General features: G+C 48.0%; 12 protein-coding genes and 1 pseudogene. 12 read left to right on the forward strand and 1 reads right to left on the reverse strand.

Annotation, left to right across the window (positions count from 1 at the left end; all coding sequences use genetic code 11):
• The first annotated feature begins 57 nt into the window (after positions 1–57).
• From DF182_RS06805 to DF182_RS06850, 10 genes and pseudogenes are all read left to right on the forward strand, one after another.
• Positions 58–825: an endonuclease/exonuclease/phosphatase family protein gene (locus DF182_RS06805; protein WP_113614898.1), complete on the forward strand. Its 768-nt coding sequence runs from the start codon at positions 58–60 to the stop codon at positions 823–825.
• 29 nt (positions 826–854) lie between these two features.
• A complete protein-coding gene (locus DF182_RS06810; RefSeq protein WP_113614899.1) occupies positions 855–3,143 on the forward strand; it encodes a glycoside hydrolase family 20 protein in 2,289 nt (762 codons plus the stop codon).
• A 223-nt stretch (positions 3,144–3,366) separates the two neighbouring features.
• Positions 3,367–5,298 (forward strand): annotated as a pseudogene (gene nagB, locus DF182_RS06815) (glucosamine-6-phosphate deaminase); the annotation flags it as partial.
• Between the two features lie 139 nt (positions 5,299–5,437).
• Complete coding sequence (locus DF182_RS06820; protein WP_113614901.1) at positions 5,438–5,875, forward strand: HD domain-containing protein; 438 nt, start codon at positions 5,438–5,440, stop codon at positions 5,873–5,875.
• A gap of 54 nt (positions 5,876–5,929) precedes the next feature.
• Positions 5,930–6,499, forward strand: a complete 570-nt coding sequence (locus DF182_RS32575; protein ID WP_211327070.1) for a hypothetical protein — start codon at positions 5,930–5,932, stop codon at positions 6,497–6,499.
• 441 nt (positions 6,500–6,940) lie between these two features.
• Positions 6,941–7,321, forward strand: coding sequence for a hypothetical protein (locus DF182_RS06830; protein ID WP_113614902.1), 381 nt, complete (start codon positions 6,941–6,943; stop codon positions 7,319–7,321).
• A gap of 125 nt (positions 7,322–7,446) precedes the next feature.
• Positions 7,447–8,277 carry a hypothetical protein gene (locus tag DF182_RS06835; RefSeq protein ID WP_147243365.1) on the forward strand — a complete coding sequence of 277 codons (831 nt, stop codon included), beginning with the start codon at positions 7,447–7,449 and terminating at the stop codon, positions 8,275–8,277.
• A 93-nt stretch (positions 8,278–8,370) separates the two neighbouring features.
• Positions 8,371–9,327 carry a YeiH family protein gene (locus DF182_RS06840; protein WP_113614904.1) on the forward strand — a complete coding sequence of 319 codons (957 nt, stop codon included), beginning with the start codon at positions 8,371–8,373 and terminating at the stop codon, positions 9,325–9,327.
• Positions 9,328–9,461: 134 nt separating this feature from the next.
• Positions 9,462–10,346: a class I SAM-dependent methyltransferase gene (locus DF182_RS06845; RefSeq protein WP_113614905.1), complete on the forward strand. Its 885-nt coding sequence runs from the start codon at positions 9,462–9,464 to the stop codon at positions 10,344–10,346.
• A 257-nt stretch (positions 10,347–10,603) separates the two neighbouring features.
• Positions 10,604–11,566: a YpdA family putative bacillithiol disulfide reductase gene (locus tag DF182_RS06850; RefSeq protein ID WP_113614906.1), complete on the forward strand. Its 963-nt coding sequence runs from the start codon at positions 10,604–10,606 to the stop codon at positions 11,564–11,566.
• Between the two features lie 60 nt (positions 11,567–11,626).
• Here the strand turns inward: DF182_RS06850 and murB are convergent, their stop codons facing one another.
• The gene (gene murB / locus DF182_RS06855) at positions 11,627–12,640 is read right to left on the reverse strand and encodes a UDP-N-acetylmuramate dehydrogenase (protein ID WP_113614907.1); all 1,014 of its coding nucleotides are present in this window, start codon (positions 12,638–12,640) and stop codon (positions 11,627–11,629) included.
• A gap of 141 nt (positions 12,641–12,781) precedes the next feature.
• On the opposite strand from murB, the gene DF182_RS06860 reads away from it, so the two are divergent.
• Both DF182_RS06860 and DF182_RS06865 read left to right on the forward strand, forming a co-directional pair.
• Positions 12,782–13,441 (forward strand): oxidoreductase, encoded by a 660-nt coding sequence (locus tag DF182_RS06860; RefSeq protein ID WP_113614908.1) that lies wholly within the window; start codon positions 12,782–12,784, stop codon positions 13,439–13,441.
• A 14-nt stretch (positions 13,442–13,455) separates the two neighbouring features.
• On the forward strand, positions 13,456–15,423 hold the full coding sequence (locus DF182_RS06865; RefSeq protein ID WP_113614909.1) for a hypothetical protein: 1,968 nt from the start codon (positions 13,456–13,458) through the stop codon (positions 15,421–15,423).
• The last annotated feature ends 6 nt before the right edge of the window (positions 15,424–15,429 follow it).

Genomic DNA, 15,429 nt, shown 5'->3' on the forward strand with positions numbered 1-15,429 from the left:
TTTGATTTTCATTCAATATCAAACACCGGAATCCGGAAATCATCAAATATACATGCTATGAAAAAATTGCTGCTCCTCACTGTCATATGGCTGACAGGGTTTTCACTGACTGCCCAACAAAAGGTAAAAGTACTGACCTACAACATCCATCACGGCGAAAACATCAAAGGAGTGCTCGACCTCCAGGGTATTGCCAACGTGATCCTTGCCACCAATCCCGACCTGGTGGCACTGCAGGAAGTAGACAGTGCTACCCAGCGTACCAAACACACAGACCAGCTGAAAGAACTGGCATCTATCACAGGCATGTATACCTATTTTGCCAAAGCGATGGACTTTGATGGCGGTGGTTATGGCACTGGTATCCTGTCACGCTTCCCTATTACAGAAGCTGTCACCGTACCGCTGCCTTCCGCGAAACCAGGTACAGAGCCCAGAGTAGCCGGCGTGATCACCGTAAAACTACCTGGTGACAGCCTGCTTCGTTTTGTAAGCACTCACCTCGACTCAGAAAAACATGCCGGCGACCGCATCGCACAAGCCATCACACTGGCAGAATATTTCAGGGAAACACAAACACCGGTGATACTCGCCGGCGATTTTAACGCTACACCTAATGCCAAAGAAATACAGATCTTAAAAAAAATATTCACAGACGCCACCGCACAGATGGGTCCTACCTTCCCCGCAGACTCTCCCCGGGTGAAACTCGACTACATCATGTACCATCCCAAACACCACTGGAATGTTACCGGTGCCAGGGTCATCGAAGAAGCCGTAGCCTCCGATCACCGGCCACTGCTCAGCGATCTGGAACTGAAATAATTCTCATAATCTAAATATGTAATGTGTCAATGAAAAAACTTTTCTACCTATGCCTGTTGGGTGGGGCAACCGCTTTATACAGCTGCTCCGGCTCCCGGCATACAGACGCGCCCAAAGGCAAAGTGAGCATCATTCCTATGCCCGCGAGCGTGACAGAAAAACAGGACTCCTTCCTTCTGGATAAACACACGGTTATCGTCGCCTCCGGCGATGCCGACCGCAAAACAGCCGCCCTTTTTAATGCCTGGCTGAAAGAACTGACCGGCTACGAACTGGCCATCAAAGACCAGGGCGACAGAAACAGCATCGTACTGCATACTGGCAGCGACTCTACTAACGCAGAAGGTTATACGCTGAATGTAGACAGCAAAGGCGTTGCCATCAATGGCAACAGCGGCCGCGGCACCTTCTACGGCATACAGTCGCTTATTCAGCTGCTTCCCGTACAGAAAGCTGAGGCCATGTACATCCCTGGTGTAAGCATTACAGATGCTCCCCGCTTCGCCTACCGCGGCCTCCACCTCGACGTGGGCCGTCACTTCTTCCCGGTGGAGTTCATCAAAAAATATATCGACCTGCTGGCCATGCATAAGTTCAACACTTTCCACTGGCATCTCACAGAAGACCAGGGCTGGCGCATCGAAATCAAAAAATATCCGCGCCTGCAGGAAGTGGCTTCCAAACGCAAGGAAACCATGGCCGGCCGTTATGCCGACAATAAATATGACGGAAAGCCCTATGGTGGCTTCTATACACAGGAACAAGTGAAAGAAGTGGTACAATATGCTACTGATCACTTTGTGACCGTCATCCCTGAAATAGAAATGCCAGGTCACGCACTGGCAGCCCTTGCTGCCTACCCCAACCTGGGATGCACCGGCGGCCCCTATGAAGTAGGCACACGCTGGGGCGTATACGACGATGTGTTCTGCGCCGGCAACGACAGCGTGTTCACCTTCCTGCAGGATATCCTCGATGAAGTACTGCCGCTGTTCCCCAGCAAATACGTACACATCGGCGGAGATGAATGCCCTAAGGTGCGCTGGGAAAAATGTCCCAAATGCCAGGCCCGCATGAAACAGGAAGGCCTGAAAGACGCTCATGCCCTGCAGAGCTATTTTATCCAGCGTATGGAAAAATACCTGAACAGCAAAGGTCGCCAGATCATCGGCTGGGATGAGATCCTTGAAGGCGGACTGGCTCCCAACGCCACCGTAATGAGCTGGAGAGGCATTGAAGGCGGTATCGCCGCTGCCAAACAGAAACATGATGTGATCATGACACCAGGCAACTTCTGCTACTTCGACCATTATCAGTCACAAGGCCACAACGAACCACTGGCTATCGGCGGATTTACGCCTGTAAGCAAAGTGTATGCTTTCGAACCAGTGCCCACAGAACTGAACAAAGACGAAGCCCGCTACATCAAAGGCGCACAGGCCAACTTATGGACAGAATACATCGGCAACACCGACTATCTCGAATACATGGTTTATCCACGTGCCTCCGCCCTCGCAGAAGTACTGTGGTCACCCGCTGACAAACGCAACTACGACAATTTCCTCGAAAGACTCAAAGTACACGTAAAACGCCTCGACCAGAAAAAAGTCAACTACGCCAAACATGTATTTGAAGTAGCCGGCACCGTAACAGACAATAAAAAAGGTGGTGTGGAAGTAACGCTCAGCAGCAAGCTCGATGGCGGTAAAATCGTATATACGCTCGATAGCTCCGCTCCTTCCCTTCAATCTACTGCCTACAGCGGACCAGTACAGATCAAACAAACCGGTACTATCCGTGCGCAGGTATTTCAGAACGATAAACCTTTTGGCAACGAATACAGCCAGCACTTTGTGTTCCATAAAGGTCTGGGTAAAAAAGTGACCCTGGCTGCACCTCCGTCAAAAGATTATGATCCCGGCAATAGCTTCGCCCTGGTAAACGGTATTGAAGGCATCGCCTCCTATAACGACAATCAGTGGTTTGGTTATAACGGTAATAATTTTGAAGCAGTGATCGATCTGGATAGTGTACAGGACATCAGCCTGGTAGGTATGAACACGCTGAACCTGCGGCCCAACTGGATATATCCACCCAAACAGGTAACATTTGCCGTTTCAGAAGATGGTAAAACCTATAAAGAGGTATATAAACAGACAGACTTTACACAAACCGGCATCAATCAGGTACGGGGTAAGGTAGCAGCGAGAGGACGTTATGTGAAGCTGAACGCCGTCAATTTCGGGAAAATCCCTGCCGGCGCTGAAGGTGCTGGTAACCCGGCCTGGCTCTTCATAGATGAAATGATTATCCAGTAAAAAGTAAAACCGCCCGCCCTTTTGGCCCGGGCGGTTTTTTATATGACTCCTACACCGAAAAGCGGTTTGAGTATATGCCGGATATTAATCTTATACAATATAAAAAACGTTCTTTTTAAGTTAAAATATTTTTAAATTAAATAAGAGCTAAATTTTAGCAGATTTTAGCAGTATTTTATTTAATTTTCCGGCTCGTTTTTAAACCGCATCTAATCAAAAACGTTTACAAATGACGATTAATCATCAGGAAATCGAACTGATTGACAGCTTTGAGCAAATTGCTGTGGACATACACCCTTCTGCCAAAGAGGGTTCCAAAGCAGTTGCACATGAAATTGCTGCGCTGATACGCGAAAGGCAGGCTGCCAATCAAAAATGTGTTTTGGGAATGGCCACCGGCTCTACACCCAAATATCTCTACGCCGAATTAGTTCGCCTGCACAAAGAGGAAGGACTGAGCTTCAAAAATGTAATCACCTTTAACCTCGACGAATACTATCCTATAGAGCCGGATGCCCTGCAGAGCTACAACCGCTTTATGAAGGAACACCTCTTTAATCATATCGATATTCCGGAAGGACAATATAATATTCCTGATGGTACTATTCCTAAAGATCAGATCAAACAATACTGCGCAGACTACGAAAAACGTATCGAAGAAGCCGGTGGTATTGACATTCAGATCCTGGGCATCGGTAACAACGGCCATATCGGTTTCAATGAGCCAGGTTCCAACATCAACTCACATACCCGTCTTGTAACACTGGACAACAGCACCCGCCTGGCCAATGCTTACGAGTTCCCGAATATGAGCCAGGTGCCTCGTCTGGCTATCACCATGGGTCTCAGCTCCATCTTCAAAGCCAAACGTGTAATACTGATGGCATGGGGCTCCCACAAAGCAAAAATCGTTTGCCGTTCTGTAGAAGGCCACAGCACTGACCAGGTGCCTGCTTCCCTGCTGCAACAGCATCCTAACTGCAAATTCGTAATCGACGAGCAGGCTTCAGCTGAGCTCACCCGCTTCAAAGAGCCATGGCTCACCGGCGACTGCGAATGGACTCCCAGCCTGACCCGCAAAGCGGTAACCAGCCTGGCGATGAAGCTCAACAAACCTATCCTGATGCTCACCGACAAGGACTATAACGAAAATGGCCTCAACGACCTGATCGTACAATATGGTTCTGCCTACGAACTGAACATCAAAGAATTTAACGCCCTCCGCGACACCATCACCGGCTGGCCCGGCGGTAAACCCGGCCCGCAGCTGCCTAAGCATCCGGAACGCTCCGAACCCGCTAAAAAGCGCGTGCTGATCTTCTCTCCGCACCCCGATGATGATATCATCTCCATGGGTGGCACCTTCATCCGCCTCCACGAACAAGGACATGAAGTACACGTAGCTTACCAGACTTCCGGCAACATCGCTGTTACCGACGAATTCCTGCTGCGTTTCATCGACTTCGCCGTAGGCTTTGAAGGTATGTTCGACATCGATAAAAGCAAAAGCTCCCAGATCCTGGATGAAGCCAAAGCATTTATCCGCACCAAAAAACCAAGTCAGAAAGATACACCGGAAAACCGCGCCATTAAAGGCCTGATCCGCCGCTGCGAAGCTAAAGCTACCTGCCGCTACGTAGGTATCGCTGAAGAAAACGCCCACTTCATGAACCTGCCGTTCTATGAAACAGGCCTGGTGGAAAAGAAACCAATGGGTGAAGAGGATATCCAGCTGACCGTTGACCTGATCCGCAAATTAAAACCACACCAGATCTATTGCGCCGGCGACCTCGCCGATCCGCATGGTACCCACAAGGTATGTCTCGACACTATCTTCGCCGCCCTCGACAGGCTGAAACACGAAGAATGGATGAAAGACTGCTGGGTATGGCTGTATAAAGGTGCATGGCAGGAATGGGATATCCACGAAATTGAAATGGCTGTTCCTATGAGCCCTGACCAGGTACTGCAGAAACGCCTCGGCATCTTCATCCACCAGAGCCAGAAAGACGTTGTTCCTTTCCAGGGTACAGACCTCCGCGAGTTCTGGCAACGTGCAGAAGACCGCAATGCCAACACGGCCAACCTGTACGACCAGTTAGGTCTGCAGAAATACGCTGCCATGGAAGCATTCGTGCGTTATCACTTTATGTAATACTTCGCGCGAAAGCGCAAAAATAATCAACAGCAAAAGCCCAGACAGTACCCCACCGGGAACACTGTTTGGGCTTCGCTCTTTTTCTATCCTCCCAGCGGCTTGGCGCCTTTGTGTAAAAAAATCCTACATTTATCCCATGGATTTAACCCGCGCGATTGCCATCGCAATAGAAGCACACCAGGGCCAGGTCGACAAATACGGTCAGCCCTATATTACCCATGTGCTCCGCGTAATGCAGATGGGACGGACAACAGAAGAGAAAATACTGGGCGTACTGCACGACGTTGTGGAAGACAGCTCCTGGACCTTCGAAGCACTGGAAAAAGAAGGACTGTCACCCCAGCTGCTCGAAGCCCTGCGCTGTGTAACCAAACTATCTGAAGAGGAAGACTACGAACACTTTGTAAATCGTACCTTACAAAACAGACTGGCATCCACGGTTAAACTCTATGATCTGTCAGACAACATGGATATCAGACGTATCCCGACGCTCGGAGAAAAGGATATCCCCCGTTTGAATAAATACCTGAACGCCTATCGCAAAATCGCGGCAGCACTTATTCAGGATAAATAATTTTAATACCTTTCCAATTAAACCATTAAATTACAGTATAAAGCTTAGCCATCAATGGAAAACGATATCCTTATCGACTTCAGGTTTAAAGCCAAAGACAAACCGCGCTTCGGCGAACTGTTTCTGATCACCGGGGAAGAACATCCGAAATATCCGGCACGAAGCCAGACCTTCAAAGACCTTGCACCACTGGGATTTGAACAACTGGACGATTTTTTTGGCATCCTGAATGACGAGGAAGAAGGAGATGATGTGCTCATCTGGCTTTTCCCCATGCTCAACGGAGAAGAAGTATTTCATAACAGCGGCCCGTTCGACGCCATCCGTCTTTCGTATAGCGCTTTACGTAATGCCCCCTCCAGAATCAGCCTCCTGCAGGAATGTTATAACGCCATCAAAGCACTCCCGGAAGTGGAAGTGATGTTTGAAGAAGGCAAAATCAACAGCTTCGACGCCGTACAAAAACGTAATGACGAAATCGTAGCCCACTGGCGCGCCAACAACGTAGAACCAGGTTCTGAACAAAGTCTGCTTATCGAAGATGATGAAGATGATTGGGATGAAGATGAAGACTGGGATGAAAGTGAAGAATGGGAAGAAGATACTGACCCGAAGAAAAAATAAAAGAAATTAATAGATTGATACAGAGCAGGCTTATAGCCTGCTTTTTTTATTCATATATTTTCGTATTTTGCTCCCAGGGCTCCCAGGGCTGAAGCCCTGGGCTAAGATTGTTGAATTGTTTTAACGGAGTGTTCTCATCTTTTTAGTTCTGGATTTAATTAGACTAAATTGGGCTGCAGTCCTGAGTTAAGGCGTTAAAATCCTGTGCTATTAGATTAAATTGAACTGAAGCCCTGGATTAAATCAGACCGAAATCCTATACTTAGTCAGCTTAAACTAAAGCCTTGAGTTAAATTAGAGTAGAATCCAATGCTAGATTGGGCTAAATTAAACTGAAGCCTTGGATTAAATTAAACAAGAACACACCGTTAAAACAATTCAACAACCATAGCCCAGGGCTTCAGCCCTGGGAACCCTGGGAGACAAAAATATCGCCAACTGATGATGAATAACAAAACAAACAACAAAGGTCCTGCTACACTATTGCTGGTAGCCTGTATTATTCTGGTGCTGCTTATTTCAGGGATACCTTCTGTCCGCCGTGTCAATAAAAACAGCTGCAAACCGGTATCAGGATTGGTGTTGGAAGTTTCCCAGAGTGCTCCGGGGTTTGTTATTCACCTGAAAGATGATCCCAGGATTTATTATATCAAACCTGCTTCTTTACCCACGGCTTCTTTGGCAAGCCTCGGACAGCAGCTGCAGGGTCAATCGATACAACTGTTTACGGCATCGGCCTGGTCTCCTCTCGATCCCTTCTCCAGCATGAAGGAAATACGCCGCCTCGAAGTAGGCAACCACATTATCTTCTCGGAATACTGATTTATCCATCACATTCTTTTGACTGCAACCATTTTTCAGCGGATGGTTAACGGTTACCCCTATACCGGAATTTTCTGCCGTAATTGATATTTTTGCCTATCTTACACTTTGTGTTCCAATCAATTATGAAGAAAATTTGTTATTTGGTGATGGCCGCGGTATTATTTGCCTGTAACCCGGACAAACACAGCAGATTTGGTAATGAAGATGAAACAGGCGATAAAAAAAATGCTGCCACTAAAAAAACTGCCAACACAAAAACAGCTTCCACCGCACCGATCATCAGTGAAAGAGTGGCCGCCGGCACCGTGATCCGCTCCGGTCCCAATGGAGACGTGATCGCCACCCTCACGGACTATATACCCGTGTACTGCGCCAACCTGAAAAACGGCTGGTTTCCCGTGCTGGTCAACATCGATATCACTGCGGCTGAATATACCAAACCCCTCTTTCGTAAAGGACATAAGATAAAAGTCAATGGCATCAGCGCCGGTGTGCTCGAAAAAGATATCCGCCTCCCGGTAGCCACCAATGGCGAAAAAATGTGGGCTACCCTCAACGGCTATACGGAAAAGAAAAATATCCGTAGCGGCACTATCGTAGAAACAGCACTGGTCAACTTCCTCCACCAGCATAAAGGTCATAGTGAAGAAGATCTCACACCGTTTATCCACAATTTCCAACTGGAGGAAGACAAATTAGCCATCAAACCGTATACACTGTATTTCAACTATGAAAGCGGTATCGACGATCCCAGCCCGATGTACCGTATTGCGCTCGTTTGCCAGGGTAAACAGCTGATCGGTGTAGTCCATTCCAGACCATTGGAACTGCCTGCCAGCAGCTCCCGCAGACTGCAGCGCGGCTTCACCATCCATTTTCTCAATGGCATCGATAAAACCCTTCAGGAGGATTTCAGTACCAAATTCAACAAGTTTATCGTCTCTGTGGATTAATGAAGGTCATAACCTGAGGTTATGGACGATCACTTTTCAACATTTGACTCCGGCAGCAAATGAACGGACCTTTGTGTCTCAAAAAACGCTGCCATGCAACTACAAAAAACTGAACAGGCCCGGATTCAGCATTATCTTCCCAAAGTGATATTCCTCACTGCCGCCGCGGCAACGCTGCTACCCGCAGTAGAACCGCCGGTAGCCCTCCTCCTTGGACTGGCCATCGCACAAACTATCGGCAATCCATTTGCAGGCATCACCCCTAAAATAACCCATTGGCTGCTGCAGCTGTCTGTGATAGGCCTCGGCTTTGGCATGAATGCTCATATGGCGCTGAAAGCCGGCAAAGAAGGGTTCCTTTTCACTATTGCTTCTATCACAGGGACCCTGCTGTTTGGTGCTTTGTTAGGTAAACTGTTGAAAATAGAACCCAAAACCTCCCACCTCATCTCCTGTGGCACCGCTATCTGCGGTGGTAGTGCCATAGCCGCCATCTCTCCAGTGATCAAAGCCGGTGAGAAACAGATATCTGTGGCACTGGGTATTGTGTTCCTGCTCAATTCCCTCGCCCTCTTTGTATTCCCCGCTGTAGGCCACTGGCTGCATCTCACGCAGCAACAATTCGGGTTATGGAGTGCGGTCGCTATCCACGATACCAGCTCTGTAGTGGGCGCTGCCAATAAATACGGCGACCTGGCCCTGCAAGTGGCTACTACGGTCAAGCTCTCCCGCGCCCTCTGGATTATGCCGGTAGCTTTTATTACCATGCTGCTTTTCAGGAATGGTAATGGTAAAATAAAAATTCCCTGGTTCATCGGTCTGTTTTTGCTGGCAATGCTGCTCAACACCTGGGTGCCAGAAGTCAGCACAGTGGCTCCTTACCTTGTACACAGCGCTAAAACGGCTCTTTCCCTTACCCTTTTCCTGATAGGCACTGGCCTCACCAGGCAGGCTTTCAGCGGTATAGGATGGCAACCTTTGCTGCAGGGGATCCTGCTCTGGGTGCTGATCAGCACTGGTGCGCTGCTCGCTGTTTTTTATCTGGTATAGAATTTTGAAAAGGGGGGATTTTCCCAGCGTCAAAATGATTATTTTATGATATATTTGATATTATGGTCACGTGAAATAACCAATTGAAAGACCGAGATCTCCCCGAATACATTATTCATTACCACAACATTAACATGAAGGCACCATCCACCAAATCCGGTACTTACATGGCTTTATTCCGTGCTATGGAAAGCACCAAACCAACTGAAGAGCGGCTATTTTATGATCCGTATGCCGCAGCATTTTTACAGGGTTATCATCAAACGCTGATTGCCGGCTGTAGTATACCATTTGTCCGAAAACTGCTGGCAGCCTATATTCAGCTCCGATGGCCCGGAACACATACTGCCGCCATCGCCCGCACAAAGCTGATAGATGATATGATCATTCAGGCTGTCTGCGAACAGGATATCAACCAGATCATCATCCTCAGCGCTACCTTCGATACCCGGGCCCATCGCCTCAACATCGGCAAACCGGTCAGTTTTGTAGAGGTCGATCATCCCGAAACCCAGTATTTCAAACAATCAAAACTATGGGAACTCATCCAGTCCCCCGCCATTCACCTGGATTATGTAAAACTGGATATGAACAAGGAACACCTCGCCGATGTCATCTCCCCCGTTCTCCTCAAACAACGCGATCATTATAAAACACTCTTCCTCTGGGAAAATCTCAGCACCAATTTCGAAGCACAACATGCAGAAACCATGTTCCGGTTCATCCGCAGCTTTCCTTCCGGCACGCAGGTGATCGTCACCTACCCCGACAGGGCCGTCCTCGAAAACCCGCATCGATACAAAGGATTTTCACGTATCAACAAAACCCTGCACCGCGCCGGTGAAGGATGGGATTATGGTCTCGACCCTCAGAACATTACTGCGTTTATGCATGAACGTAATATGAAAGTGCTTTATGATGGCGGAGCCGACAGATACCGCGCTGAATATTTCGGGGAGAAAAGTCAACATATGAAAGGCTATGAATACTTCCGCGTAGTACGAAGCGAGCTGCAATAACAGCTCTTCCAATAATTTTGAACTATCGTACTTCAGGATTGCAACGTATCTTCGGGTAACCATTTACCAGAACAGATCATGCATATCTACTATTTTCAACATGTGCCTTTTCAAGGCCTTGCCTGCATTGCCGACTGGATAACTGAGAATGGACATACCAGGCTCACAACTGCTGGCACATACAATGTCAGCGAAAATAACAAACCATGTTCCGGCTACTCGACTATCTCGCCGGACACTAAAAAAATACGGACATCATGATCGCTGCTTACGACGTACTGATAATAGGAGGAGGACCCATTGGAATAGCCTGCGGCCTGGCTGCAAAAAAAGCAGGACTGAGCTATATCATTATAGAAAAAGGTTGCGTTGTCAACTCCCTCTATAACTACCCGCTGTACATGACCTTCTTTTCCACCTCAGAGAGGCTGGAAATAGGTGGTATTCCCTTCGTTTCCATCAATCCCAAACCTTCCCGGCCCGAAGCCCTGGAATACTACCGCAGGGTAGTCACTTCAGAAGCACTCAACATCAATCTTTTTGAAGAAGTAAGAGCGGTACAACCCAACGCAGGGGAATACATTATCACCACCTCCCAATCGACCTACCATGCCCGCCATGTGATCATCGCCACCGGCTTCTACGATATACCCAATACGCTCAGTGTGCCCGGTGAACACCTGCCTAAAGTTACGCACTACTACAAAGACCCGCACTATTACGCTACCCGTAAAGTAGTGGTGGTAGGCGCCCACAACTCTGCCGTAGATGCCGCACTGGAAACCTATCGCAAAGGTGCACAGGTGACTATGGTCATCCGGGAAGATGAAATAGGCAAACGGGTGAAATACTGGGTAAGACCGGATATTGAAAACAGAATCAAGGAAGGATCTATCAAAGCGTATTTCCATTCCACCATCAAAACAATTGAGGAGCAGGCGGTGATCATCAACACACCGGAGGGAGAAGTCACCATCCCCAACGATTTTGTGATCGCGATGACTGGCTACCAGCCCAATTTCGGGTTCCTGGAAAAAGCAGGCATAAAGCTGTCAGATGATGAAAAGAAACTGCCAGCCTATAATCCGCTGACCATGGAAACCAATATGCCACATATCTATCTGGCCGGTGTGGTATGCGGAGGAATGGACACACACATATGGTTCATAGAAAACTCACGCGACCACGCAGATAAAATCATACAATCCATCAAACGATAATAAAAAAGCGAAGACCAGCCTCATACAGGGCTGGTCTTCGCTTTTTTATTATGTGATTATTTACACGATATTCACTTCCCGCTCCAGCTGTACACCAAATTTGGCGTGTACGCTGTCCAGCACCTGCTGCGACAATGCATAGATCTCATTGCCTTTGGCATGGCCATAGTTGACCAGCACCAGTGCCTGTTTGGCATGTACACCGGCATCCCCTTCACGAAAGCCTTTCCAGCCACATTGTTCTATCAGCCAGCCTGCTGCCAGCTTATAGTGTCCGTCGGCCAGCGGATAAGCCACAATCTGCGGATGTGCTGCTTTCAGCCGCTCATAGGCGACCGCATCTACAGAAGGATTTTTAAAGAAGCTGCCTGCATTGCCAATCTTTGCAGGGTCCGGCAGTTTAGAGGTACGGATATTAATCACTGCCTGGCTGATAGCCTGTATAGACAGCTCTTTCACTCCCATACGCTCCAGCTCTTCATTGATAGCACCATAGCTGGTGTTGAAATTCGGTTTTTTATTCAGCCGGTAAATAACGCTGAGTATGGCAAACTGGTCGCGGTACTGTTTTTTGAATACACTCTCGCGGTAACCAAATGCACAATCATTGTTGGTGAAGGTCACCACTGTTCTGTCGTGCAGATGGAAAGCTTCCAGTGAATGGAAAGTATCCTTTATTTCCACGCCGTAGGCGCCGATATTCTGCATGGGACTGGCTCCCACATTACCTGGTATCAGTGACAAGTTCTCCAGTCCGGCCAGATCCGCTGACAGGCAGTACTGTACAAAGCTGTGCCAGTTCTCGCCTGCACCAGCTTTCACATATACGTGATCGTTATCCTCATCCACCACCTGGATGCCCTTGATATCATTTTTGAGCATCAGCCCATTATAATCTTTTGTAAAGAGGATATTACTGCCCCCTCCAAGTATCATACGTGGCAAACCTTTAGCCCGCGCATCGTCCAGCGCCGATGTCAGGTCATGCTGACTGACAAAGGAAGCGAAGTAGCGGCTTACGACCGGAATACCAAATGTATTATACGACTGAAGCTGCTCATTTTCGGATATCATAATAGTGTAACTTTATAATGAAGCAAATATATCGGAAATTACCAATTACGAATTATGAATTGCGAATTGAAGTAAAGTGTAATTCGCATTAATCATTCGTCGCACATAATTCGTAATTCGTAATTTGTAACTTGTAATTGTATGAAAACAGCTATCGTTATTGGAGCTACAGGGCTTACCGGCACCCATCTCGTCTCAGCATTATTACAGGACAATTCTTTCAGCAAAGTAAAAGTACTTGTACGCAAACCATGGGTACATCAACGGCCCGGACTGGAAAGTGTTATTGTAGATTTTGAAGATGAAGATAGCCTGGCAGAAGCGATGCAGGGCGGTGATGTATTTTTTTCCTGCATCGGTACCACTATTAGAAAAGCAGGTACTCAGGAGAACTTCCGCGCCGTAGACTTCGGCATCACCATCAGATGTGCCCGCATAGCCCAAAGCAATGGTATTTCTGAGTTCCTGATGATATCCTCTATCGGCGCCAATCCCCGGTCTGCCAACTTCTACCTCCGCACCAAAGGCCAAACAGAAGAAGCGGTGCTGGGTTTGGGCTTCTATGGCACCTACATCTTCCGGCCCTCCTTCCTGATAGGCCAGCGAAGTGAATTCCGCTTCGGAGAATGGCTTGGTAAGTACCTCATTCAACTCTTCTATTTCCTGCTGCAGGGCCGCTGGAAAAAATACCGTGGCATCAAAGCAGCAACCGTTGCCAGCGCCATGGTAAGAGTAGCCAAACAAGCTGACCCCGGAATACATATCTTTGAATCCGATGCCATACAAAATTTAGGAATTTAGATACCTTCGCCATCATGAAACAACTTATATTCTTCGTCATAGTCACATTCATAGCTTCTCTCTCACTGCAGACCTCTGCCCAGATCAACAACTATTATCCCGGTACCTGGCAGGACAATGCTCACACCGAAGCCGTTACCGGTCCTATCGCACAGCAACCTTATTATATCACCAGCTACAAAATAGCCCGTGATTTCAACATCACCAATCGTGATAAAGCAGAAACTTTTACCCACTATAAAACAATCTATAAAAAGATACATATCAATACTGCCGCCGCAGCTGATAGTCTCACCCAGCTGGCACTGACACTGGAGAACGGCGAAGTGCTGCGGGGATTCCGCATCAGAGCCATCTTCCCTGATGGAAAAACAGCGAATCTTACCGATCAGACAAGATCTCTCAAACTCAACGACAACCGCATAGCCGTGGTGGTCAACAATATTCAGGTACAGGCAGGCTGTGAGCTGGAATATGAGATGAGCCTGAAAATACAATTCGACTACGCCGGCTCTGACTACCTGCAGTCCGGTATCGCCACCGGCCAGACTCACTTTATGCTGGCAGCACCTCGTAACCTGCAGTTTCGCTTCCATAGCGCCAATGGCCTACCCGCTGTTAAAGACAGCTCTTCCGGCAACAGCCATTTTCATCAGGTAGCACTTCAACATGTAACACCGCTAAAAAGCAATGAGTTATACTACTATCTGCCACAACTGCAACGGATCGATTTTGCGCTGAACAACGCCATAGAAGGCAAAGATACCACCCGCATCACCTGGCAGCAGTTTGGTGAAGATGCTTATATCCCCTATGTTTCAGTCAACAAAAACGAACAGAAACAACTGGAGAAAGAACTGGACAGATGGCCTTTCCTGCGCCAACGCCGCCCAACATCACAGCTGATTTACCTGGTAGAACAATTTATCAAAAGCAACTACAGCCTGCGCCCCGCCAGTGATTTCTTTGAAGCCCCTGATCTGGGCACCATTATCCGCAACAAACAAACGGATAAGGTAGGCATGGTAAAGCTGATGATGGCCACCTTTTACACCCTGAATGTGCCCGTACAACTGTTATTCACCGCTTCGCGGGATACCATTCCCCTCCAGCAGGACCTCGTCAACCGCGCTGCCGCCAATAATATCCTGTTGTACTTCCCGACAGAACAGCAGGCACTGGCGCCAACGGAGATGGATACACGCTATCCTTGTTATCCGTCACTCTGGACCAATACCCTGGCTTTACGCTGCCGCGATACACTGGTAGGTACACAAAGCCGCGTGCTCACCGATTTCATCACTACTCCGCAACCACTCTATACCCTGAGCAGCAGCACACTCGAAGCCAGCGTAAGCAATCTCAGTGCCCTGCCCTCCTGGAAAGTAACACAGTCCTTCGGCGGCTATGCCGGCAGCAATGTTAAAAATGCTTTCTCTCAGGCCAATACCACTGAACTGCGCAACGCCATCTTCAACGCCATCCTGCCATTTATGCCCGGCAACCGCAAACCGCTGGCTGTAGAAGCACAAAATGAGAAGTTCACACCACTGCCGCTCGACAAACCTGTAGTGATCACCAGCACACTGGAAACACCCGGACTGGTAGTACAGGACGGCGGTAACTATATCATCGGTATCGGCCAGATTCTGACCAGCAACCAAAACTACAATTACAGCATCCCCGAAGGCAACAGACCTATACAGCTGGCCTTCCCTTATTACCAGGAAAAAAGAGTACATATTGAACTCCCTGATGGTTATACGCTGGCAGATAAAGCAGCCTTCACGGCCGATATCACCAACAAAAACCTGATGGGTTTTAAAATGAGATGCGAAGAAGAAAATGGCCGGCTCAACATCTATACCATCGAGTGGTACAGCCAGAACGAATTTAACGGAGACAGCAAAAAAACATTTGAAGCCGTGATGCACCGGCTCAAACAATTGCAGCAACAACCTTTGATACTGAAAAAGAAATAGAAGTTA

Origin of the sequence: Chitinophaga flava (genome assembly GCF_003308995.1) — a bacterium.
GTDB classification, from domain to species: domain Bacteria; phylum Bacteroidota; class Bacteroidia; order Chitinophagales; family Chitinophagaceae; genus Chitinophaga; species Chitinophaga flava.

Bases quoted from the DNA above. Each gene is read 5' to 3' on its own strand.
- DF182_RS06805 (WP_113614898.1), top strand. From the start codon at position 58: ATGAAAAAATTGCTGCTCCTCACTGTCATATGGCTGACAGGGTTTTCA.
- DF182_RS06810 (WP_113614899.1), top strand. From the start codon at position 855: ATGAAAAAACTTTTCTACCTATGCCTGTTGGGTGGGGCAACCGCTTTA.
- DF182_RS06820 (WP_113614901.1), top strand. From the start codon at position 5,438: ATGGATTTAACCCGCGCGATTGCCATCGCAATAGAAGCACACCAGGGC.
- DF182_RS32575 (WP_211327070.1), top strand. From the start codon at position 5,930: ATGGAAAACGATATCCTTATCGACTTCAGGTTTAAAGCCAAAGACAAA.
- DF182_RS06830 (WP_113614902.1), top strand. From the start codon at position 6,941: ATGATGAATAACAAAACAAACAACAAAGGTCCTGCTACACTATTGCTG.
- DF182_RS06835 (WP_147243365.1), top strand. From the start codon at position 7,447: ATGAAGAAAATTTGTTATTTGGTGATGGCCGCGGTATTATTTGCCTGT.
- DF182_RS06840 (WP_113614904.1), top strand. From the start codon at position 8,371: ATGCAACTACAAAAAACTGAACAGGCCCGGATTCAGCATTATCTTCCC.
- DF182_RS06845 (WP_113614905.1), top strand. From the start codon at position 9,462: ATGAAGGCACCATCCACCAAATCCGGTACTTACATGGCTTTATTCCGT.
- DF182_RS06850 (WP_113614906.1), top strand. From the start codon at position 10,604: ATGATCGCTGCTTACGACGTACTGATAATAGGAGGAGGACCCATTGGA.
- murB (WP_113614907.1), bottom strand. From the start codon at position 12,640: ATGATATCCGAAAATGAGCAGCTTCAGTCGTATAATACATTTGGTATT.
- DF182_RS06860 (WP_113614908.1), top strand. From the start codon at position 12,782: ATGAAAACAGCTATCGTTATTGGAGCTACAGGGCTTACCGGCACCCAT.
- DF182_RS06865 (WP_113614909.1), top strand. From the start codon at position 13,456: ATGAAACAACTTATATTCTTCGTCATAGTCACATTCATAGCTTCTCTC.